Below are 21,470 nucleotides of genomic sequence, written 5' to 3' on the forward strand. Positions count from 1 at the left end.
GCCTGACCTGACGTCCCTGACGCAACCTCAGACAATCACCGCCGCTTACATGCGGCGAGACGAATTTCGGAACGGAAAAGAAAATGTTGGAAATCAAAAACCTGCACGTCAAACTTGAAGAAGAAGACAAGCAGATCCTGAAAGGTGTCAACCTGACCGTGGGCGCAGGCCAAGTGCACGCGATCATGGGCCCCAACGGGTCGGGCAAATCGACCTTGTCCTACGTCCTGTCCGGGCGTGGCGGCTATGAGGTCACCGAAGGTGCGGCGACCCTGAATGGCACCGATCTTTTGGACCTCGAGCCGGAAGAGCGCGCTGCGGCAGGTCTGTTCTTGGCGTTCCAATACCCAGTTGAGATCCCGGGCGTTGGCAACATGACCTTCCTGCGCACGGCCGTGAATGCACAACGCAAGGCACGCGGCGAAGACGAGTTAAGCGCGACGGATTTTCTTAAGGTAATTCGTGCGAAAGCCAAGGACCTTCAGATCGACGCAGAGATGCTGAAGCGTCCGGTCAATGTCGGGTTTTCGGGCGGCGAGAAAAAGCGCAACGAAATCCTTCAGATGGCGATGCTTGAGCCCAAGATGTGCATCTTGGACGAAACCGACAGCGGCCTTGATGTCGATGCGATGAAATTGGTGGCCGATGGGGTCAATGCGCTGCGCGATGCGGGGCGGTCGTTCCTTGTGATCACCCACTACCAGCGGCTGCTGGATCACATCAAGCCGGATGTTGTGCACATCATGGCGGATGGAAAAATCATCAAGACCGGTGGACCCGAGCTGGCGCTTGAAGTTGAAAACAACGGCTATGCCGATCTTCTGGAGGAGCGGGTCTGATGGCGTTGAGCCAACCAAAAGACGCAGGCGTCGTCGCCTTGATCGACGCCCTTGGCGCGGTCTCGGACACGGGATGTCTGGCGGCTGCGCGGGCGGATGCCCTGACGCGGGTGCGCGCAACCGGATTGCCGACACGGCGGGACGAATATTGGCGCTATACCCGGCCCGACACCCTGACGCAGGCCGAAGTGCCAACCGCTGCGGTCTTCGCCCATGACGACGCGCCGATGTTTGGCGAGATCGATCAGGTTCGTCTGGTGTTTGTCGACGGCGTCTTCGATCCGGCGGCGTCGGACGATCCGGCATTGGCCGGGATCGTGATCGAGCGGCTGGCAGAGGTGCAACAGCGCGACATCCACTGGGCGAAAGAGGTGTATGGCAAGCTGGAAACGGCAGGCCAGACACCCGTGGCCCGGCCCTTGGCGGCGCTGAACACCGCCTTTGCCACTGATGGGATCGTGCTGCATGTGACAGGCAAGGCGGGAAAGCCGGTTTCGATCAGCTATCTGCATGAGAACGACACATCGGATGCGATTTTGCATCATGTGATCCGGATTGACGCGGGCGCAGACCTGACCTTGCTGGAGCAAGGCCCCGGTGCGGCCCGTCTCAACAAGGTCATGGAAGTCGAAATCGGCGATGGCGGGGCGTTCCATCACGTTCAGGCGCAAGGGCGCGACCACGAACGTCGGGCCGTGACCCACACGTTTGCGCGCCTGGGCACGGAAAGCCGGTTCAAATCGTTTACCCTGACGGTGAATGGGGTGATGACCCGCAATGAATGCATCATCGAACTGACTGGCGACGATGCGGTGGCGCATGTGGCCGGTGCTAGTGTCGGCGATGGCAACTTTCACCATGATGACACCGTGTTCGTTACCCATGATGCCTTGAATTGCGAAAGCCGTCAGGTGTTCAAAAAAGTGCTGCGCAACGGCGCGACCGGGGTGTTTCAGGGCAAGATTCTTGTCAAGAAAGACGCCCAGAAAACGGATGGCTATCAGATCAGTCAAGCCTTGCTGCTGGACGGGGACAGTCAGTTTCTAGCCAAGCCGGAGCTGGAAATCTATGCCGATGACGTGGTTTGTTCACACGGATCGACCTCTGGGGCGATTGATACCGACAGCTTGTTCTACCTCCGCTCGCGCGGGGTTCCCGTGGCTGAAGCAACCGATCTGATGACGCTGGCGTTTCTGGCCGAGGCCATCGACGAGATCGATGACCCCGCTTTGGCGGCTGATCTGTTGTCGCGGCTTCAGGGCTGGCTGGCACGTCGACGGTCCTGATGTCGGTCACGTCGGACATGCTGGCGGCCTATCGGCACCCCCGCCGGGTTGTCCGTCGCCAATTACAGAGCGGCGTCCGGGATGACCGGGCGCTGGTCTATCTGATGTTGGCCTGCGGCATGATTTTTGTCGCCCAGTGGCCGCGCCTGTCGCGTGACGTGGCCATGGGCAGCGACGTGCCGATGGATGCGATGATCGGCGCAACCATGTTCTCATGGGTGTTTTTCATGCCGCTGGTGTTCTACCTTCTGGCGGCGCTGAGTCATCTGGTGGCACGGATGTTCGGCGGCGGCGGAACGTGGTTTTCGGCCCGTTTCGCGCTGTTCTGGACCTTGCTGGTTGTCAGCCCGATATGGCTGTTGCAGGGTCTGGTTGCGGGGTTTATCGGTGCCGGACCGGCGTTGACTGCTACGGGTGCTTTGTTGCTCGGCGTGTTCTCAATTTTGTGGATCTCGGCGCTGATCGAAGCTGAACAGACCCCGGACCGCAAGGGCAACGGTGCTCAGATAAAGGAACGGGCATGACCCCGCAACATTTGGAATTCTCTCTGCCGGCTTTGACGCGCGCGGCAATTGCCACAATGACCAACCCGCAAGAGGGTGCGCGTCTCATCATGGCTCAGAAGTTTTCCGGCCGGGTCTTGTGGCTTGGCTTGCAAACCGTGGTCGTCGTGTCGGTCCTGATGTTGTATATTCATGGACTTGCGCTGGTTCTGCGCGGCGATGTCGAAGGTCCGGTTGTGATCTTGGCAAGCCCCTTCGCCATGTGCGTGCTGATGTTTGCCATCCTCGCCGTGGTCGCCGTGGCCATTCACCGGATCGGCCGAGCTTTTGGCGGCACTGGGCAGTTTTATGACTCGCTGGCGTTGATCGTCTGGCTGCAAGTGGTGTTGCTTGGGGTGCAGACGCTTCAGACCGTGGTGGTTGTGATTTCGCCGCTGTTTGCCGATCTGATTGGCATCGTCGGTCTGGTGATGTTCCTTTGGCTGCTGACCAATTTCGTCGCCGTCCAACACGGATTCAAAGCGTTGACGCCAGTCTTTGTCATGATCGTTGTCAGCACCTTTGGACTGGTTTTCGCCCTTACATTGCTGCTGACCTTGGTCGGCGTCATAACCCCCGGAGTGCCGAATGTTTGACGTCCAGACCATCCGTGCCGACTTTCCGATTTTAACACGAGAAGTCAACGGCAAGCCACTGGTTTACTTGGATAATGGTGCGTCAGCCCAGAAACCGCAAGTGGTGATTGACGCGGTAACACAGGCCTATTCGATGGAATATGCCAATGTGCATCGCGGCCTGCATTATCTGTCGAACCTTGCAACCGATCGCTATGAAGCGGTGCGCGGCACCATCGCGCGGTTTTTAAACGCACCCAGCGAAAATGACATCGTGATGAACTCCGGCACCACGGAAGGCATCAACATGGTTGCCTATAGCTGGGCCATGCCGCGGATGCAGGCCGGGGACGAGATTGTCCTCAGCGTGATGGAACACCACGCCAATATCGTTCCGTGGCATTTTTTACGGGAACGTCAGGGTGTCGTTCTGAAATGGGTCGATGTGGACGCCGCAGGCAATCTTGATCCGCAACAGGTGATTGACGCCATCGGCCCTAAGACCAAATTGGTGGCGATAACTCAAGTTTCCAATGTCTTAGGGACAATAGTTGATGTGAAATCCATCACCCGAGCGGCGCAAGAACGCGGCGTTCCGGTTCTGGTTGATGGCTCGCAAGCCGCCGTGCACATGCCGGTGGATGTTCAAGAAATCGGTTGTGATTTCTATGCGATCACCGGACACAAGCTTTATGGCCCCTCAGGGTCCGGCGCAATGTATGTCACGCCCGAGCGGATGGCGGAAATGCGACCGTTTCTGGGCGGTGGCGACATGATCCGCGAAGTTCACCGCGACAGCGTGACCTATAACGACCCGCCGATGAAGTTCGAAGCCGGAACCCCCGGGATCGTGCAGATGATCGGGCTTGGCGCCGCGCTGGATTATATGATGGCGCTTGGTATGGAGAACATCGCGGCCCATGAGGCGCAGTTACGGGATTATGCCATGTCTCGGCTCTCGGGACTGAATTGGTTGAACCTGCAAGGCACCGCTGCCGACAAAGCTGCGATCTTCTCATTCACCTTGAACGGCAGCGCGCATCCCCATGATATCTCGACCATTCTGGATAAAAGGGGCATTGCGGTTCGGGCTGGCCATCATTGCGCGCAGCCGTTGATGGAGCATCTGAATGTTAGTGCTACCTGCCGCGCCTCGTTCGGGCTTTACAATACCGAAGCCGAGGTAGACGTCCTGCTGGATGCGCTGGAACTGTGTCAGGAACTGCTCGGCTGATTTTTTTGTAGCTGGGCCAAGGAATTTACACCCAAAGCTCACCCCATCAGGGCCTTGCGCAACATATTTCCGGCCAGGATCAGCACGGTCAGGGCAAACACCAGTCGCAGCCGGGCTGGGCTAAGCCGGTGCGCCAACGCGACGCCGATCGGGACCGTCACCACCGACATGGCCATGATCAGCGCGACGGCTGGCAGGTTGACATACCCCACTGTGAAGGGCGGTTTGTCAGGCAGGCCCCAGCCGGTCAGAAGAAACGTGATGAAGCCGGGAACGGCGATCATCAGCCCGAACCCCGGTGAAGTGCCCACGGCCCGGTGCGGCGGCACGTTATAGGCAGTCAGCAACGGCACTGTGAAACTGCCGCCGCCGATCCCCATCAGCGCCGAGAAAAACCCGATAAGCGTGCCATAGACGGCGCTTAATATCCGGCCCGGCAAGGCCTCTGAAATCCGCCAGCTACGCTTTCCCAGCAGCATATATAGGCCAAGGCTGACCCCAATGCCGCCAAAGACAAGCTGAAGTTGTTGGCTGCGCAGGCTGGCGGCGGCTAAGACGCCAAGGATCGACCCCAACGCCACGAACGGTCCCCAATCGAGGATCAGCTCAAGACTGACCGCGCCGCGCTTGAAATGTGATGTAACCGAACGAAGCGAGGTGACGATGATCGTCCCCGTAGATGTCGCAACACAGATTTGCATGAGTTGGTCGGGGTGAAAGCCCAGTCCGTTGAAGGCGTAATAGAAGGCGGGCACAAGAATAATGCCGCCGCCCACGCCGAGCAATCCCGAGATGATGCCAGCGATGGCCCCAGCCGCGCATAATACTAGAAACAGGCTGAAAATGACCATTGGATCAGGCATTTTGCCGGTCCCTGCAGTAAATGTTTGAGCCATTAAGCGACGGCGCGTGTCTTTGGGGACTTCCGAGCTGACAGAAGATGGCGAGCAGGACACGGGGCGCGGCACTCGGAAACATCGGGAGGTCTTTCATGGGAGAGCGTCTTTCCCCAAGTGCCACCGTCGCCGCTGGGTGTAAATGTCTCGCCCTACGCATCGGACGCTTTGCTTGGGCGCAAAGCCGACGCGCCCGGAAATAGAACGCGGCAGGTCGGCAGAGGTGTTGGCGACCAGAGGGCGCTGGGATGGCGCGTGGCTCCGGTCGCCAAAGGTTTACTGCTGCATCGTCCGCAGGGCTTCTTGGCGGATAGCCGCGTGGCAACCATCGGCCAGTGCCACGGACAGAACATCCTCAATATGCCCGCGCCAGAGCGGATTGCCAGCTAGGGCGTCGGGGATCAGATGCGCAAGCTTGTGAAACCCTTCGGACAGCGCGGGCGCGGTCTGTTCGGTCTGGCGGATCATCGCCATCACCTCGTCCGCGCGCGGGTCGCGCAAGGCGTACTCGGTGCCGTCATCCAGGTGTCCTATGCAGAACCGCATCCACATGGCGGTGGCAAAGGCGAAGGGGCGGAGGTCTTGCCCGGCCTCCATCGCCGATAGCGCCGGTTGGAAAATCCGCTGGGTCAGCTTTTGCGTGCCGTCGGTCGCGATCTGAAAGGTCTCATGGGCAATCGCGGGGTTGGCAAACCGGTCGGCCAAGGCGGCGGCGTAATCGTCGAAATCCACCCCCGGCAGCGGGGACAACAGCCCAGCCGCAGCGCCCAGATGCCGTTTGACCAGTGCCGACAGGTCTGGGTCAGTCATCACATCGCGCACAAAAGATCGTCCGGACAGAAAACCCGCATAGGCCAGCATGGAATGACTGCCGTTCAGCATCGTCAGCTTCATGCGCTCATAGGGCGTCACATCAGCCGCAAACAGCGCCCCCCCGGCTTCCCAGTTGGGGCGGCCTGACGGGAAATGATCTTCGATGACCCATTGGGTAAAGGGTTCGGTTTCGATTGCCGCCAAATCGGTACAGCCGGTCTGGTGCCGCGCTTCGGCCAGTGTTGCATCGGTCGACGCCGGTGTGATCCGGTCTACCATCGACGAGGGAAAGGCGATGGTGGCCGCAATCCAATCGGCCAACGCGTCGTCTTGCAATGCGCGGGCGAAACCGACGACGCCGTCACGCAGGAACGCGCCGTTTTCTGGCAGGTTGTCACAAGACAAGAAGGTTAAGGGCACCGACCCATCAGCGCGGCGGCGGCGGATTGCGGCCACCAAAAGCCCCAAAACACCCTGCGGCGTGTCCGGTGCTGCCAGATCAGCCGCAATCACTGGGTTGGTCTGGTCGGGCAGGCGGCTGGCATGGTCGATGCCATAGCCCTTTTCGGTGACGGTCAACGTCACGATGCGAATGGCCGGCTCACACAGCGCGGCGAGTGTGGCCTCGGCATCGGCGGCAATGACGTGGTCAATCGCAGCAATCACCCGGGCCGAGGTTCCCGATGCGCCCCGCTCAATCAGCGTATAAAGGCCGTTCTGGGCGTTCAAGTTCTCGGCGATCTCTTTTGAGCGCAAGCTGACGCCGATGATACGCCAGTCGCCGCCCTCTGCCGCCAGCGCGTCATCTGTCATCGCGGCCTGATGCGCCCGGTGGAAGGCGCCGATCCCCAGATGGACGATGCCCGCGCCATGGGCCTGCGGGTCATAGGCCGGACGGGTTGCGGGACCGGTCAGATCGGTCAGCTGTGTCAATCGTGCGGCGGTCATAGCGGGGTGCCTTGGCTTGAGTGTTCAAGTGCCGTCATAATGCCGCGCAATTCGGCCAAGCCCTTGAGGCGACCGATGGCGGGATAGCCGGGCTGGGTCCGGCGCGTCAGATCGTCAAGAATATTCTGACCGTGATCGGGCCGAAACGGGATGGACGCATCACGCCGCCCAGCGGCACGCCGCTTGCGTTCTTCGCGCACGACGGCGGCAATCAGGGCCACCATGTCAGTGTTGCCGCCCAGATGTTCGGCCTCATGGAAGCTTCCCATCACGTCCGGGCTTTCCAGTTGGACGTTGCGCAGATGTAGGAAATGCACACGATCCCCAAGCCGCTCCATCGCGCCGGGCAGATCGTTGTCGGGCCGCGCCCCCAGCGAGCCAGAACAAAGCGTGACCCCATTTGCCGCCAGATCGACGGCATCCAAAACCTGACGGTAATCGGCTTCGGTCGACATCACGCGCGGCAGGCCGAGCAGCGGAAAGGGCGGGTCATCGGGGTGACAGCACAGCCGCATGCCAAGGTCTTGGGCGACCGGTGCAACCTCGGACAGGAAGTCAATCAGATTGGCGCGCAGGCGTTCGGCAGAGACGTGATCATAGGCCGACAAATGGCGGCGGACGTCTTCAAGCGTTAGGGCTTCTGCCGCGCCGGGCAAGCCGCAGACGACGTTTCCAGCCAGAGCAGTGCGTTGATCGTCTGTCATGGCCGCGAAGCGTTCTGCGGCGGCGGCGACAACCGCCTCGGGGAAGTCGTTCACTGCCTCGGGCCGTTGCAGAATATGAAGATCGAAGGCTGCGAAGTCGATCAGGTCGAACCGCATGCAGGTGGCGCCATTATCCAGCCGATAGGCCAGATCGGTGCGGGTCCAATCAAGCACCGGCATGAAGTTATAGCACACCACCTCAATCCCAGCCGCGTGCAGATTTTTCAGGCTGGTTTTATAGATCTCAAGATGGGCCTTCCAATCGCCGGTTTGGCGTTTGATGTCTTCGGAAACCGGCAGGCTTTCGACAACGTCCCAGCCCAGACCGGACGGCGTTCCATCCTGCATTGTGGCAATTTCGGACTGCCTCTGGGCGATCTCGGACGCCGACCAAACCACGCCGGGCGGCAGGTGATGCAAGGCCGAGACGACGCCTTGCACGCCTGCCTGCCGCATATCATCAATGGAAACCGGGTCATTCGGCCCAAACCAGCGCCACGTTTGCTGCATCGATCGTCCTCCTGCAAGTGTTGGGCTGGCGCTAACATACTTCCATACCAGTTGACAAGTATGGAAGTATGGCGGTACATGGCCCGCAATCCAAGGAGCCACGCCCATGAGGATCGACGCAGTCGCGCCATTGCCACAGGAGGGTGCGGTCGCGCCTCAGCTACACAGGCAGTTGCGCAACCGGATCATCAGTTGTGAGTTGGAACCGGGGCAACGCATTTCCGAAACCGACATCGCCGCCGGGTATCGGGTGTCACGCCAACCAGTGCGCGAAGCGTTCATCAAACTGGCCGGTGAGAACCTTGTCAGCGTCCGCCCACAACGCGGCACCTATGTCGGGCTGATCTCGGTCTCGGCGGCACTGTCGGCGCGGTTTATCCGTGAAGCGGTCGAGGCCGATCTGGTGCGGCGGGTGGTTGAGCGTGCGACGCCGGAAATGGTGACGGCGCTGGAAGACCAAGTCGTGCAACAGCGCGGCACCGCCGAAGCCGGGGATCCGTCTGGTTTCATGCGCCTTGATGAGACGTTTCACCGGATGTTGGCCGCCTTCGCTGATGCCCCCGATGTCTCGGACTATCTGGACAATCTGAACGTTCAGATGAACCGGGTGCGCAACATCAGCGCCCGGCAGTTTGCCCCCGGAAAACTGGTCGATCAGCATGGGGCCGTAGTGGACGCCATCCGCCGCGGTGACGCGGATGCGGCCGATCAGGCGATGCGCATCCACCTGCGGGAATTCAAAAAGGATTTGCCGCGGATCGTCGACGCATATCCGGATTATTTTGACCATATTGAGGCCCTCACGTGACCCAGACCCCCTTAAATTCCGGCGACGCCATCGCCGCGCATCCTCAAAACAACCCGACCTCCGCGCAAGACTGGGTCGACTGGTATTGGGCGACGTTCCTGCCCGGATGGATTGACCGCGCCCAAGATTCCGACGGCCTTGGCTTTTTCGATCTTTTGGATGCGCAGGCGCAGCCGTTGCAGCCCGATCGGCGCACTCTGCTGGCGCAGGCCCGGCTGTTGTTTACGTTTTCTCATCTGGCGCTGGTGTCTGGTAATTTAGCCTATCGCGACGCGGCACAGATTGCCCGGAATGCGCTGCCGGCCTTCCGCAAGGCGCCGGGGCTGTATTGCCGCGCCACAACCCGGACCGGTCAGGCGACCGGTAATTCCGACGACGCCCTGGCAACCAGCTATGATCAGAGTTTTGTGGTGCTCGGATTGGCGACATGGGGCAAGTTGAACCCGGACGAGGACGTAGAACCGGAACTGGAAGCCTGCTGGTCCGCCGTCGAGACATTGCTGACCGATCCGGTGACCGGGCTGATGCTGGAACATGACGGGGTGGGTGATCCGGCGGCAGACGAGGCCCCCAATCGGGCGCAGAATCCGCATATGCATCTTTATGAAGCTGCGCTTCAAGCCTATGAAATGACCGGAAAGCCGGTCTGGATGGACCGGGCGGCGGCGAAACGCGCCAAAGGTTTGGAGTATTTCCTCGACCCTGAAACGGGCACGATCACCGAATTTCTGGCCCCGGCACTGACGATCTTGCCCGGGCGCGATGGCCAGCGCCGCGAGATTGGCCATCAATGCGAATGGGCGTGGCTGCTGATCCGCGAGGCGGATTTGGGCGGCGATCCGGCGATGCGTCAGGTCGCGGCTCGGATGTTGGCCTTTGCCGACCAGCATGGCTTTGCAAAAACCGGGGTCATGCAGGGCGCGGCCTTTGATGCGGTCTCTGCCGATGTCAGCTGGCGCGAAGACCGGTTCCTGCTCTGGCCGCAGACCGAAGCCATCAAAGCGCATGCGGTGCGTGCCGGGCAGGGCGATTACGCCGATAAAGCGCAGGCGTTGGCCTTGGTGATGTTCCAGCAGTATTTCGCCGGGCGCGCCGGGTTTATCAATCAAGTGGATGCAAGCGGGCAGGCGGTCTGGCCAGAAGGTTTGAGCCGGCTACACTATCACATCGTGCTGGGTCTGACCGAGGGCGCCCGCGCCGGTCTTTGGCGCTATCCGGCATAGGCCGCATTCGCCGGGCGTGCACACAGGCCGCGCCCGGCACACACGCGTGTTGCCTCACTGGGGGATCGGCGCCCGCTTCCACGATCCTTTGCGCATCCGCAGGTGGAACGGCGGAAACTTGACCAGCTCTTCCATCAGCAAAAGCGAGAACACCAACGTCACCGATACGTCGAGGTACAACACCATCACCGCCGTCGCCGGGACGCGGAACAGCCATTGCGACCAGATGAAGATGTGCATGACATAGACCGTATCATCCCCAGCCCGCAGCGCGTTGCCGCAGATGGAGTTCAATCCTTTCGGAAAGGGCAAGATCAGCAGAACGGGCAGGAAGCTGAGCAAGGTTTTCTGCGTATCAGGGTGTAGATCCGCATAAACCCACGGCGACGACAAGCAAACAGCAGCAAAGATCACGGCCACAATGGCGGCGGCGATCAACGCCCCCTTTCGGGCCATTGCGATGAAGCCGTCCATCAGGTCCTCAGGGGTACGCCGCGCCAGCAGTTGCGCCACGACAATTCCCACGGCCTGCGCCCAAGACATGCCAACCGTACCCGCCACATTGACCCACGGCATGATGATCGTCATGGCGGCGAATTGATTGATGGGCAATGTGGCGTAGATCAACCCGCTGACATTCACGGCAATGACCGCGCTGGCAAACGTGGCGGCGATGGGCAGGGCGAAAATCAGGTGGCGACGTACCGAGGCGGCGAAAGTTCCATTGCGCCAGCCGGTGACGCGCAAAAGTTGGGCGCGCCGGATCAGCAAGGCGGTCACCAGGAAACCGACCTGCAACACCGATGCGACCGCGCTGCCGATCGCCGCGCCCACGACCCCCATCTCTGGCGCGCCGAGCAAACCGTGGATCAGAACGACGCTGACCGCGACATTGACTGGAACCGCCACCAAATAACTCAACGCAGGCATGCGGGTCTCGCCGCACCCATTGAAGAAACTGGTCAGGCATTGACCGACGGACTCAGCCAGAATGACAATCGCGAATACAAGAAGATAGCGCCGCGCTTCGGCCGCGATCCATGGGTCATGGGCCAGACCGTCGATGACCGTCCCAGCAAACAGGCCCAATCCGATCAGCCCGAACAGCACGACGGTGACGTTGATCGTCAAGCCGCACAGCAGGGCCGATTTCAGAAAGACCGGATCGTCCGACCCGTAGGCCTGCGCGATTCGAATTTGCGTCGCATTGGAAAAGGCGATGACAAGCCCGATCAGAAGGCCGGCAATCGTTGCCGACAGGCCCAATACGGCCACCGCAGATTCGCCAAGGGACGAGACAAGGAACGTGTCGATCACCACAATCCCGTACAGCATGATGGCCTTAAAGGTCATCGGCCAAGCAAGGCTAAAAACGGCACGCGACGACGGGATGTCGTGGATGCGCGGGTGGATGATCATTGGGTCAGTCTTTCGCAGGCCGGTCAGGCCGAATGTTCACTGCGTCAAGGCCGCCACCGCAGGCGCGGCAGGCCGGGTGACTTGACGCTAAAGCGGGAAGGGCGCGCGGGTGCGGACCTGCTCTAGGGTCGACCTCGGGCCTCTTAGGGCTCGAAGTACCGCGCATTGGTTGTCTCGATCATCTCGATGGTGGCGTCGAGCCGCGACAAATGCAGCATGCCAACCTCAACGGCCCCATCTCCGTCGCCAGCGATGATCGCGGCGGCAATGGCCTCATGATCTTCCAGAAGCTGGGGCATCCGGTCTTCTTTGGCGAGACCTAGCATGCAGAGCCGATCAACCTTGGCTTTCTCGGCCGAAATGACTTCGAAGGCAAAGTCCACGCCAGCAAGATCGCATAAACACTGGTGGAACTCGTAGTCGAGCTTGCCGAACGCGTGATAATCCGCTTTCGCGATGGCGGCGCGTTGCCGTTGCAAGCACGCATCGATCCGGTCCTTGCCCGCCGCATCGATGCGGTGCGCGGCGCGGCGCAAGACTTCGGCTTCGACCGAGGCGCGGACAAAGCGGGACTTTTCAATTTCACGTGACGAGAAGTTTTTGACTTCGGTGGCCCGTTGCGGGCGAATTAACAGAAGGTCAAGGTTAGCAAGGCGGGTAAAGGCGTCGCGCACCGGTTGGCGCGACACGCCAAATTGCGCCGCAACCTCTGCTTCCGAGATCCGGTCCCCGGGCAATAGGCGTAGCGCATTGATCTCGGAAAAGAGATGGTCAAAAATTTCATCAACTGTTGTTCGGCGGTCCGTGCCCGAGCCTTGCTGCATTCGTCGGTTTTCCCTTTGTATCGCCCGCTTATAGTCATGTTTTCCGGAATCGCCAATTGCCGAGTTTTCGGTGCTATCGCGGGGGCTTTCCATTTGGGAACCTCTCGAATGAAATCGGGGACTTAAGTCAGCATCACGTCCGTTAATATGCAGGTTCCGTCCGTCGCGGGCCGGGCGGTAATGAAGTGGTCTATGGCGTTTTTCAGCCCAGTATGACTAGGCTCAAAACTGCGAAGGTACGCATGGGGTGACAGCAATTTGTTCGCGGTAGACATCGCGCCGATAAGGGTCACAGTCCACGTCGCGGTGCCGGTTGTCATTGCCGCCCTTTCGTCCGGATTCAGACCGGTTTTGCTGTGTCAGATCATCGAGTTTCTACTAGTATTCCAGATTCCTTACTAGTATACCAGTCGAAAGTTTTCTACGAATCGCCTTACTTTTCCATCAGAATGCTGGTGGCTTTACGTGGGGCTGCGAATGTCGCCCATAAGCCGGACGTTAGTCCCTACAGGAGGAGAAAAGATGTCAGGAGTACGTTTGGAGGGCATCGTAAAGGCCTATGGTGAAGTGCGGGTGGTGCATGGAATCGACCTTGAGGTGCAGGAAAAGGAATTCGTCGTGCTGGTTGGCCCTTCGGGTTGCGGCAAGTCCACGACACTGCGGATGATCGCAGGGCTGGAAGAAATCAGCGGCGGCGACCTGACGATTGACGGCCGCCACGTGAACCGCGTCGCCCCGAAAGATCGGGATGTGGCGATGGTGTTCCAGAACTACGCGCTGTACCCGCATCTTAATGTCGCCGAAAACATCGCCTTTGGCCTGCGCATTCGCAAAGAAAGCAAAGAGCACATCGCCGCCTCGGTAGAGGAGGTCGGGACGATCCTTGGCCTGACGCCCTATTTGGAACGTCGTCCGGCCGACCTGTCGGGTGGTCAGCGTCAGCGCGTCGCCATGGGCCGCGCGATTGTACGCCGCCCGAAAGTCTTCCTGTTTGACGAGCCGCTGTCAAACCTCGACGCCAAACTGCGGACGCAGATGCGGGCCGAAATCAAGCGGTTGCACAAGCGTCTTGGTGTGACCTCCATCTATGTGACCCACGATCAGGTCGAAGCAATGACGCTGGCTGACCGGATTGTCGTCATGCATGACGGCCGGATCGAGCAGGTCGGCACGCCGATGGAATTGTTCCTCAATCCCGCCAACACCTTCGTTGCTGGCTTCCTCGGCTCACCGCCGATGAACATGGTAAAGGCAACCATCGTTGCCGGAGAACATGGCCCGGTTGCGGAATTCAATGGCGAACGTCTGGCCTTGCAGGCGATCCCGTCGCTGCAAGACGCGGTCGGCAAACAGGTTACGCTGGGTATTCGCCCTGAATTCGTCAAAGTTGCGCCAGAAGGATCGACCGATCGCGTGACCATTGATGTGGATCTGATCGAAACGCTGGGATCCGAAGCACTGATCCACGGCAGCCTGATGGGCGAGCCGTTTGTAGTGCGCACCGAAACCGTTGGCCAGATGAGTGTCCTTGATGGCATTTCCGGCATCACGATCGCACCGCATTTGATCCGCGTGTTCGACGCCAAAACCGGTGAGGCGCTGCCCGGACAGGTGCTGGCCCAATGACCCGAGAGCAAGATCCCACCGTTGGGCAAACGGAGACGCTGGTTGTCGAGGCGCGCGAAGCACAGCGCCACCGCAAGGTCGGCCAATTGGAGCGGGTGGGCGACCACCTGAAGCGGGAATGGCAGCTTTATGTCATGTTGATCCCGACAATCCTGTGGTTGCTGGTCTTTCTCTACAAGCCCATGTACGGGCTTCAGATCGCGTTCAAAGATTATTCGATTTTCCGCGGTGTCGCGGGTAGCCCTTGGATCGGGCTGGAGCATTTCCAGACGCTCTTTGGAAATGATCAGTTCATTCGCGCCCTGAAAAACACCATCATTATCAGCTTCTATGGTCTGATCTTCGGCTTTCCGATGCCGATTATCTTGGCGCTGATGTTCAACGAAATTCTGGTCCAGACGTTCAAGAAAACCGCGCAGACCATCGTCTATCTGCCGCACTTCGTGTCATCCGTGATTATCGCCGGGATCGTGATTACAGCCTTCTCTCCAAGTGCCGGTATCGTGAATACCTTCTTGGGGTGGTTCGGGATGGAGTCCATCTACTTCTTGACCAAGCCGGAATGGTTCCGTCCGATCTTTGTCGGGACGGGCATTTGGCAAGAGGCCGGTTTCCAGTCGATTGTTTATCTTGCGGCCATCGCAGGTGTCTCACCGACACTCTATGAATCCGCAGTGGTGGACGGGGCAAGCCGCTGGCAGATGATGTGGAAGATCACCGTTCCATCGATCTTGCCGACGATCATCATCATGTTGATCATCCGCATCGGCAACATGCTTGAAGTCAGCTTTGAGATGATCATCCTGCTGTATCAGCCAGCAACATACTCGACCGCCGACGTCGTCAACACGTTCATCTATCGTCAGGGTATTCAGGGCGGCCAATACGACCTTGCCGCAGCCGCAGGCCTGTTCAACGCCGTGGTGGCCTTCGTTCTGGTGATGACCGCGAACACGATCTCGAAGCGTTATTCGCGCACGTCGCTTTGGTAAGGGGGGAAAACCATGACCAACATGAATCTCTATTCACGCGGCGACAAGCTATTCGTCATCATCAACATGGTGCTGATCGCGCTGTTCACGCTCTCGACGCTGTACCCGTTTATCTACATCGCATCCTTGTCGATGAGTACCGGGTTCGAGGCGCGGGCCGGGAACGTGATCCTGACCCCGGTTGGCTTCACGCTTGAGGCCTATAAGCAGGTCCTGTCGGAACCGTTGTTCTGGACGTCGTACATGAACACGTTCATCTACACGATCTTCGGGACATTGATGAGCCTCGCGTTCATCATTCCCGGTGCCTATGCCTTGTCCCGGTCGCAGCTTTATGGACGCCGGTTCTGGAACCTGATGGTCGCCTTTACCATGTGGTTCAATGCCGGCCTGATCCCCTTCTTCCTGAACATGCGGGATCTGGGGCTTTTGGACAGCTATTTCGGCATTATCATCGGCTTCGCGGTCAACGGCTTCAACATCATCCTGCTGCGCAACTTCTTCGAGGGCATTCCGCAATCGTTCGAAGAGGCCGCACGGATGGACGGCGCCAATGAGTTTCAGGTGCTGTGGAAAGTCTACATGCCCCTGTCGAAGCCTGCCATCGCGACGGTTGCGCTGTTCTGCATCGTATCACGCTGGAACGGGTTTTTCTGGGCGATGGTTCTGTTGCAGGACGAAGACAAGATCCCGCTTCAGGTCTATCTGCGGAAGGTCATTGCCGATCTATCCGATGATGAAGAGTTCGCGAACACATTGCTGACATCGGCCTATTCGTTCGAGACCGTCAGTGCCGCGATCATCGTTTGCTCCATCATTCCGATCTTGCTCATCTACCCTTTCCTCCAAAAGTACTTCTCGAAGGGTATCCTTCTGGGCGGAGTGAAAGAATGAATATCGAATATCGCAATAGGGAGGACACCATGCGAAAACTGTCACTATCTTTGGCCATCCTCGGCACCACTGCGTTAACGGCTCCGGCATTCGCTGACGACACGCACATGATCGTTGACGAACCGCTGGAACTGACCATCCACATGCATTGGCCCCGCGCGCAGGGCTACGGCGTTGGCGGTGATGTCGGCAAGATCTACCCGGTTGAGGAAGCCGCCCGCGAGATGACCGGCATCTCCCTGATCGATCAGACCTCTGGTCGGAACACCAAAGACAACTACGAGGCGATGAACCTGCTTCTGGCGCAGGGCAATCTGCCGGATATTGTTGGTGGCAACCGCATCCAGCAGCCGGTTAACCAATACGGTCCGGAAGGCGCATTTGTGCCACTGAATGACCTGGTGAAAGAGCACGCCCCGAACATCCAGAAATTCTGGGATGAGCACCCCGGACTGGTCGAGGCGATTTCGGCCTATGACGGCAACTATTACTACATTCCCTACCTGCCGGACGGCAAATACGGTCGGGCATGGTACATCCGTCAAGACTGGCTCGACAAATTGGGGCTGGAACAGCCGGACAATGTCGACGAACTTCACGAAGTGCTGGTGGCGTTCCGTGATCAGGATCCCAACGGCAACGGCCGCAAGGACGAAGTGCCCTATTTCGCCCGTGAATGGGAAGAAGTGCTGCGTCTGATGACGCTGTGGGATGCCCGGACTTCTGGGTCGGACACGTATCACGACTTCTATGTCACCCCAGACGGGAAGATCGCGCATCCCTATGCGCAACCGGCCTATCGCGACGCCATGGCCAATCTTGCCCAGTGGTACAGCGAAGGCCTGATCGACGCGGAGATCTTTACACGCGGCTCCAGCTCGCGGGATTATCTGCTGGGTGAAAACCTTGGTGGCATGACCCATGACTGGTTTGCATCGACCTCGGGCTACAACGCGGCGCTTTCCGAAAAGATCGACGGCTTCAACTTCGTGCCCTACCTGCCTCCGAAATCGGCCAGTGGCGTCCGGATGGAAGAGCACCGTCGCATTCCGATCAAACCGGATGGATGGGCGATCAGCTATACCAACAAGCACCCTGTCGAAACGATCAAGTATTTTGACTTCTTCTTCTCCCCCGAAGGCAGCAACCTTGCCAACTTCGGTGTCGAAGGCAAGACATGGGACATGGTGGACGGCGAGCCGATCTATAAGGAAGAAGTGCTGACCAGCGACTCTCCTGTGAACAGCCAGATGTATCTGGAAGGCGCACAGATCTATCGCGGGTATCCGCAGGACTACCGCTATGAGTGGCAGTGGACCTCGCCCGCAGCGCGTGAAGGCATCGAACTTTATGACACCGAAGACCTGCTGGTCGAGCAGTTCCTGGGTGTGGCCTTCAACAAGCAAGAACAGGAAGTCTACGACAAGTACTGGCCGTCGATCCAAACCTACATGCTGGAGCGTCAGCAAGCTTGGATCTTGGGCTCGGGCGACGTCGAAGCCGATTGGGATGCGTATATCGCGACCCTCAACAAGATGGGCTTCGAAAAAGTGATCGAGGTCATGAACACGGCTTATGAGCGTCAGTACGGTTAATCTGCGCTGTACTTTCTGACTTTGGGTGCGGCCGACACAGGCCGCACCTTCCCTCTTTCCGCCAGCAACAGGACACCGACAGATGCCCGGCACCGCCACCATCAAACTTGACGAACCCAAGACCGGTCGCCTGACGATCCAATACGCGCCCGAAGCGACCACTGAAATTTTCGAGAACCCACCGCGCTTTACATGGCTACCGGTGATCGAGGACGAAGCCCAATACGTGCTGCGCGTCTCGACGGATCCGAAATTCCCCGAAACATCCACACAGGTTTTCCCCGGAATTCCGCTGAATTTCTTTACCCCAGACGTGGCGTTTGCGCCGGGGGACTATTATTGGACCTACGCGGTCTACGATCCAGCCACCGGCAAGCCCGCGACGACTTGGAGCTCGACCCGAACCTTCACCATCACCGCAGAACTGCCGGAAACGCCGCTACCGGCCCGCGACGTTCGGTTTGCCGCGTCGACGCTTGACCATCCGCGGCTCTGGCTGACCGCCGATCGCTTGAAAGACTTCCGCGCGGCGGTCAAGGCCGATCCAAACCATTGCAGCTGGGCCAATTTCTACGAGAAATCCGTCCTGCCTTGGATGGACCGTGAGATCACTCCGGAGCCAGCAGGCTACCCGGGCCACCAGCGCACCGCACCGGTGTGGCGTCAGACCTATATCGACCTGCAAGAGGTGATGTATGCGATCCGCCATCTTGCCATCGGCGGGCAGGTGACACAGGATGCGGCCATGTTGGCCCGCGCCAAGGAATGGCTGTTGTCGGTTGCCGAATGGGACCCCATGGGCACCACGTCGCGCGCTTATACCGACGAATGGGCCTATCGGACCACCAACGCGCTGACATGGGGCTATGACTGGCTTTACGACCAAATGGACGAGGCCGAGCGCGCCAAAGTTCGCGCCGCCTTGTTAGAGCGCACCCGTGATATCGCTGAGCACGCGATCATCAGCGCCAAAATCCATCTGTTCCCCTATGACAGCCATGCGGTACGGTCGGTGTCGCTGACCTTGGTTCCGGCCTTGATTGCGTTGCTCGGCGATGACGAGACCGATGAAGCCCGGGATTGGCTGAATTACTGCATCGAGTTTTTGTCGACGGTCTATTCCCCTTGGGGCGACAGCGATGGCGGTTGGGCTGAAGGCACCAACTATTGGATGATGGGCATGGCCTATCTGATCGAAGCCGCGAACCGTCTGAAATCCTATACCGGGATCGATCTTTATAAGCGGCCGTTCTTCCGCAATACCGGGGACTTCCCGCTGTTCTGCAAAGCACCGGGCACCCGCCGCGCGACCTTTGGCGATGACAGCACCCAAGGCGATCTGCCTTGCGTGAAGACCGGTATCAACCTGCGCCAATATGCAGGCGTGACCGGGAACGGCGCCTATCAGTGGTATTTCGAGGAACTGAACCGTCTCAACCCCGGCACTGAAATGGCGTTCTATAACTGGGGATGGTGGGACACCAATTTCGACGAGTTGACCTATCTCACCGATTACCCGCAAGTTGAGGCCACCGCACCTGAAAGCGGGATGCGCCACTTCAAAGGGATCGGCTGGGTCGGCATTCAGCACGAAATGGCGGACCCGGACAAGCACGTTCAGTTTGTGATGAAGTCGTCGCCGTTCGGGTCTATCAGCCACAGCCACGGCGATCAGAATGCGTTCTGCATGGCCGCCTATGGCGAAGATCTGGCGATTCAGTCGGGCTACTATGTGGCGTTCAATTCGACCATGCACCAGAAATGGCGGCGCCAGACCGTGTCCAAAAACGCGATCCTGATCAACGGCAAGGGTCAGTACGCGGACAAGGACAAGTCCAAGGCGATGGCGTCCACCGGCAAGATCGTTACCGCCGAACAGCGCGAAGATCACATCTATATCAAGGGCGACGCGACGGCGGCTTACCAAAGCCTGTCGCCTGAAGTGACGCTGGCCGAGCGCGAAGTCTATTTCGTCCGCAACAGCTATTTCGTGATCGTTGACAAGGTGGATGCCGCCACACCGGTGACCATCGACTGGCTGCTGCATGCCAACGCACCCTATGACCTTGGCAAAACCTCGTTCCGCTATTCCGGCGAACGGGCAGGGTTTTACGGGCAGGTGGTCTGGTCCGAGGCCGGCAAACCGGAACTCAGCCAAGTGACCGGCTTCCCCGAGGTCGATCCGAAAGAATACGAAGGCCTGCCGGTCAGCACCTGCTTGCACGCCAAATACCCGGCATCGACGCGGCACCGGATTGCAACCTTGCTGGTGCCCTACAAACTGGACGATCCGAAGCGGATTTTCCACTTCATGGACGATCAGGGCTATGACGCCGATCTCTATTTCACCGATGTCGACGAAAACACCTTCAAGGTGGTGATGAAGAAACTGGCAAACACCTGACCTGTCGCGACCAGAGGCACGGGCCCGCATGGGCCGGTGCCTGACCGCAAAATACGTCCCGGAGATTCAAGAATGACTGTAAAGAACTACTTCCCCGCTGCTGAAAATACGCTTGTCGATGTCGGGGGCGGACTGACACGGAAGGTTGCCGCCTATAACGACAACGCGATGTGCGTCGAAGTCCATTTCGAGACGGGCACTGTGGCGGCGCGTCACCACCATCCGCACGAACAGATTACCTATGTCATTTCAGGTAAGTTCGAATTCACCGTTGGCGACGACACCTACATCGTGTCCGCCGGCGACTCGCTTTATAAGCAACCCAACATCGAACACGGCGCTACCTGCCTCGAGGCAGGCACGCTTTTGGATATCTTCACGCCACACCGCGAAGACTTCCTCTGATCCAACACATCTCAAGAACAATTTACGGAGAATACGGCATGACCAAACCCGTCATCGGCTTTATCGGCCTCGGCCTCATGGGCGCCAACATGGTAGAAAACCTTCAGAAGAAGGGCTACGAACTGGTCGTCATGGACCTGAACAAGGACGCCGTGAAGGCTGCCACCGACCGTGGCAACACACGCGAAGCCGCATCGGCCAAAGAACTGGCCGAGGTCAGCGACATCGTGATGCTGTGCCTCACCAAGTCCGAAGTCGTCGAAAAGGTCGTCTATGCCGATGACGGGCTTCTGGCGGGCTTTAAGGACGGCATGACCCTGATCGATTTCGGCACGTCGATCCCGGCCTCGACCCGCAAGATTGGCGCCGACTTGGCCAAGAAAGGCGTCGGCATGCTGGACGCGCCTTTGGGACGCACGCCTGCGCATGCGACGGACGGCCTGCTCAACATCATGGTTGGCGGTGACAAAGAGACCTTCGAAAAGGTCAAGCCCGTGCTTGAAGATCAGGGCGAGAACATCTTCTACCTCGGCGCTCTGGGTGCCGGTCACACGACCAAGTTGATCAACAATTTCATGGGCATGACCACCGTTTGCGCGATGAGCCAAGCCTTTGCCGTGGCCGAGCGCGCCGGCGTTGATCGCCAGCAGTTGTTCGACATCATGTCGACCGGTCCGTCGAATTCGCCCTTCATGGGGTTCTGTAAGAATTACGCCGTGGATGGGGTCAGCAATCTGGGCTTCTCGATCAACAACGCCAACAAGGACTTGGGCTATTTCCTCAAGATGGCCGAGGATCTGGGCACACGGGCCGAGATTGCCGAGGGCACATCGCACAACCTTCAGGCCGCTGTTGAGGCCGGACTGGGTGACGGCAACGTCCCGGAAATTTTTGATTATTTCCTGAAGCTCGAAAAGTAAGTCTGATGCCCGC

General features: G+C 59.0%; 19 protein-coding genes. 14 read left to right on the top strand and 5 right to left on the bottom strand.

Translation table 11 applies throughout. The features are described 5' to 3' along the window. Nucleotides 1-83: 83 nt before the first annotated feature. From sufC to BV911_RS06885, 5 genes are read left to right on the top strand one after another with little or no spacing between them, the layout of a single operon-like run. Nucleotides 84-839, top strand: coding sequence for a Fe-S cluster assembly ATPase SufC (gene sufC, locus BV911_RS06865; RefSeq protein WP_086052858.1), 756 nt, complete (start codon nt 84-86; stop codon nt 837-839). Next, on the top strand, nt 839-2,125 hold the full coding sequence (locus tag BV911_RS06870) for a SufD family Fe-S cluster assembly protein (RefSeq protein ID WP_086052859.1): 1,287 nt from the start codon (nt 839-841) through the stop codon (nt 2,123-2,125). The genes sufC and BV911_RS06870 overlap by 1 nt, the downstream gene beginning before the upstream one ends. Continuing rightward, complete coding sequence (locus tag BV911_RS06875) at nt 2,125-2,649, top strand: YIP1 family protein (protein WP_086052860.1); 525 nt, start codon at nt 2,125-2,127, stop codon at nt 2,647-2,649. The genes BV911_RS06870 and BV911_RS06875 overlap by 1 nt, the downstream gene beginning before the upstream one ends. Continuing rightward, a complete protein-coding gene (locus BV911_RS06880; RefSeq protein ID WP_086052861.1) occupies nt 2,646-3,263 on the top strand; it encodes a YIP1 family protein in 618 nt (205 codons plus the stop codon). The genes BV911_RS06875 and BV911_RS06880 overlap by 4 nt, the downstream gene beginning before the upstream one ends. Next, complete coding sequence (locus BV911_RS06885; protein WP_086052862.1) at nt 3,256-4,476, top strand: cysteine desulfurase; 1,221 nt, start codon at nt 3,256-3,258, stop codon at nt 4,474-4,476. The genes BV911_RS06880 and BV911_RS06885 overlap by 8 nt, the downstream gene beginning before the upstream one ends. A 38-nt stretch (nt 4,477-4,514) precedes the next feature. Here BV911_RS06885 and BV911_RS06890 read toward each other — a convergent pair whose 3' ends face one another. The 3 genes from BV911_RS06890 to uxuA form a co-directional block, all read right to left on the bottom strand. Continuing rightward, a complete protein-coding gene (locus tag BV911_RS06890; RefSeq protein ID WP_086052863.1) occupies nt 4,515-5,339 on the bottom strand; it encodes a sulfite exporter TauE/SafE family protein in 825 nt (274 codons plus the stop codon). A gap of 309 nt (nt 5,340-5,648) precedes the next feature. Beyond that, entirely contained in the window at nt 5,649-7,133 is a 1,485-nt protein-coding gene (locus BV911_RS06895; RefSeq protein ID WP_086052864.1) for a mannitol dehydrogenase family protein, read from the bottom strand. Continuing rightward, the gene (gene uxuA, locus BV911_RS06900) at nt 7,130-8,347 is read right to left on the bottom strand and encodes a mannonate dehydratase (RefSeq protein ID WP_086052865.1); all 1,218 of its coding nucleotides are present in this window, start codon (nt 8,345-8,347) and stop codon (nt 7,130-7,132) included. The genes BV911_RS06895 and uxuA overlap by 4 nt, the downstream gene beginning before the upstream one ends. Nucleotides 8,348-8,453: 106 nt before the next feature. Between uxuA and BV911_RS06905 the strand changes: the two genes are divergently transcribed. Both BV911_RS06905 and BV911_RS06910 read left to right on the top strand, forming a co-directional pair. Beyond that, nucleotides 8,454-9,155, top strand: coding sequence for a GntR family transcriptional regulator (locus BV911_RS06905; protein WP_086052866.1), 702 nt, complete (start codon nt 8,454-8,456; stop codon nt 9,153-9,155). Beyond that, nucleotides 9,152-10,378 carry an AGE family epimerase/isomerase gene (locus tag BV911_RS06910; protein ID WP_086052867.1) on the top strand — a complete coding sequence of 409 codons (1,227 nt, stop codon included), beginning with the start codon at nt 9,152-9,154 and terminating at the stop codon, nt 10,376-10,378. The genes BV911_RS06905 and BV911_RS06910 overlap by 4 nt, the downstream gene beginning before the upstream one ends. 54 nt (nt 10,379-10,432) lie before the next feature. Here the strand turns inward: BV911_RS06910 and BV911_RS06915 are convergent, their stop codons facing one another. Together BV911_RS06915 and BV911_RS06920 are read right to left on the bottom strand one after the other, a co-directional pair. Beyond that, nucleotides 10,433-11,797 carry an MATE family efflux transporter gene (locus BV911_RS06915; protein ID WP_086052868.1) on the bottom strand — a complete coding sequence of 455 codons (1,365 nt, stop codon included), beginning with the start codon at nt 11,795-11,797 and terminating at the stop codon, nt 10,433-10,435. Nucleotides 11,798-11,940: 143 nt separating this feature from the next. Then, a complete protein-coding gene (locus BV911_RS06920) occupies nt 11,941-12,621 on the bottom strand; it encodes a GntR family transcriptional regulator (protein WP_086052869.1) in 681 nt (226 codons plus the stop codon). A 522-nt stretch (nt 12,622-13,143) separates the two neighbouring features. Between BV911_RS06920 and BV911_RS06930 the strand changes: the two genes are divergently transcribed. The 7 genes from BV911_RS06930 (at nt 13,144) to BV911_RS06960 (ending at nt 21,457) form a co-directional block, all read left to right on the top strand. Further along, nucleotides 13,144-14,247, top strand: a complete 1,104-nt coding sequence (locus BV911_RS06930; RefSeq protein ID WP_086052871.1) for an ABC transporter ATP-binding protein — start codon at nt 13,144-13,146, stop codon at nt 14,245-14,247. Further along, nucleotides 14,244-15,239: a sugar ABC transporter permease gene (locus BV911_RS06935; protein WP_086052872.1), complete on the top strand. Its 996-nt coding sequence runs from the start codon at nt 14,244-14,246 to the stop codon at nt 15,237-15,239. The genes BV911_RS06930 and BV911_RS06935 overlap by 4 nt, the downstream gene beginning before the upstream one ends. A 12-nt stretch (nt 15,240-15,251) precedes the next feature. After that, a complete protein-coding gene (locus BV911_RS06940; protein ID WP_086052873.1) occupies nt 15,252-16,133 on the top strand; it encodes a carbohydrate ABC transporter permease in 882 nt (293 codons plus the stop codon). Continuing rightward, nucleotides 16,130-17,728: an extracellular solute-binding protein gene (locus BV911_RS06945; RefSeq protein ID WP_240512174.1), complete on the top strand. Its 1,599-nt coding sequence runs from the start codon at nt 16,130-16,132 to the stop codon at nt 17,726-17,728. Before BV911_RS06940 ends, BV911_RS06945 begins: the two co-directional genes overlap by 4 nt. Before the next feature lie 82 nt (nt 17,729-17,810). Continuing rightward, a complete protein-coding gene (locus tag BV911_RS06950; protein WP_086052874.1) occupies nt 17,811-20,132 on the top strand; it encodes a DUF4962 domain-containing protein in 2,322 nt (773 codons plus the stop codon). A gap of 72 nt (nt 20,133-20,204) precedes the next feature. Beyond that, nucleotides 20,205-20,537, top strand: coding sequence for a cupin domain-containing protein (locus BV911_RS06955; RefSeq protein WP_086052875.1), 333 nt, complete (start codon nt 20,205-20,207; stop codon nt 20,535-20,537). A 38-nt stretch (nt 20,538-20,575) separates the two neighbouring features. Further along, nucleotides 20,576-21,457, top strand: a complete 882-nt coding sequence (locus BV911_RS06960; RefSeq protein WP_086052876.1) for an NAD(P)-dependent oxidoreductase — start codon at nt 20,576-20,578, stop codon at nt 21,455-21,457. Nucleotides 21,458-21,470: the final 13 nt, after the last annotated feature.

Origin of the sequence: Pseudoruegeria sp. SK021, from assembly GCF_002119405.1 — a bacterium.
GTDB lineage: Bacteria > Pseudomonadota > Alphaproteobacteria > Rhodobacterales > Rhodobacteraceae > Meridianimarinicoccus.

Bases quoted from the DNA above. Each gene is read 5' to 3' on its own strand.
- BV911_RS06915 (WP_086052868.1), bottom strand. From the start codon at position 11,797: ATGATCATCCACCCGCGCATCCACGACATCCCGTCGTCGCGTGCCGTT.
- BV911_RS06930 (WP_086052871.1), top strand. From the start codon at position 13,144: ATGTCAGGAGTACGTTTGGAGGGCATCGTAAAGGCCTATGGTGAAGTG.
- BV911_RS06875 (WP_086052860.1), top strand. From the start codon at position 2,125: ATGTCGGTCACGTCGGACATGCTGGCGGCCTATCGGCACCCCCGCCGG.
- BV911_RS06890 (WP_086052863.1), bottom strand. From the start codon at position 5,339: ATGCCTGATCCAATGGTCATTTTCAGCCTGTTTCTAGTATTATGCGCG.
- BV911_RS06880 (WP_086052861.1), top strand. From the start codon at position 2,646: ATGACCCCGCAACATTTGGAATTCTCTCTGCCGGCTTTGACGCGCGCG.
- BV911_RS06885 (WP_086052862.1), top strand. From the start codon at position 3,256: ATGTTTGACGTCCAGACCATCCGTGCCGACTTTCCGATTTTAACACGA.
- BV911_RS06945 (WP_240512174.1), top strand. From the start codon at position 16,130: ATGAATATCGAATATCGCAATAGGGAGGACACCATGCGAAAACTGTCA.
- BV911_RS06905 (WP_086052866.1), top strand. From the start codon at position 8,454: ATGAGGATCGACGCAGTCGCGCCATTGCCACAGGAGGGTGCGGTCGCG.
- BV911_RS06895 (WP_086052864.1), bottom strand. From the start codon at position 7,133: ATGACCGCCGCACGATTGACACAGCTGACCGATCTGACCGGTCCCGCA.
- BV911_RS06940 (WP_086052873.1), top strand. From the start codon at position 15,252: ATGACCAACATGAATCTCTATTCACGCGGCGACAAGCTATTCGTCATC.
- sufC (WP_086052858.1), top strand. From the start codon at position 84: ATGTTGGAAATCAAAAACCTGCACGTCAAACTTGAAGAAGAAGACAAG.
- BV911_RS06935 (WP_086052872.1), top strand. From the start codon at position 14,244: ATGACCCGAGAGCAAGATCCCACCGTTGGGCAAACGGAGACGCTGGTT.
- BV911_RS06920 (WP_086052869.1), bottom strand. From the start codon at position 12,621: ATGCAGCAAGGCTCGGGCACGGACCGCCGAACAACAGTTGATGAAATT.
- BV911_RS06870 (WP_086052859.1), top strand. From the start codon at position 839: ATGGCGTTGAGCCAACCAAAAGACGCAGGCGTCGTCGCCTTGATCGAC.
- uxuA (WP_086052865.1), bottom strand. From the start codon at position 8,347: ATGCAGCAAACGTGGCGCTGGTTTGGGCCGAATGACCCGGTTTCCATT.
- BV911_RS06955 (WP_086052875.1), top strand. From the start codon at position 20,205: ATGACTGTAAAGAACTACTTCCCCGCTGCTGAAAATACGCTTGTCGAT.
- BV911_RS06950 (WP_086052874.1), top strand. From the start codon at position 17,811: ATGCCCGGCACCGCCACCATCAAACTTGACGAACCCAAGACCGGTCGC.
- BV911_RS06960 (WP_086052876.1), top strand. From the start codon at position 20,576: ATGACCAAACCCGTCATCGGCTTTATCGGCCTCGGCCTCATGGGCGCC.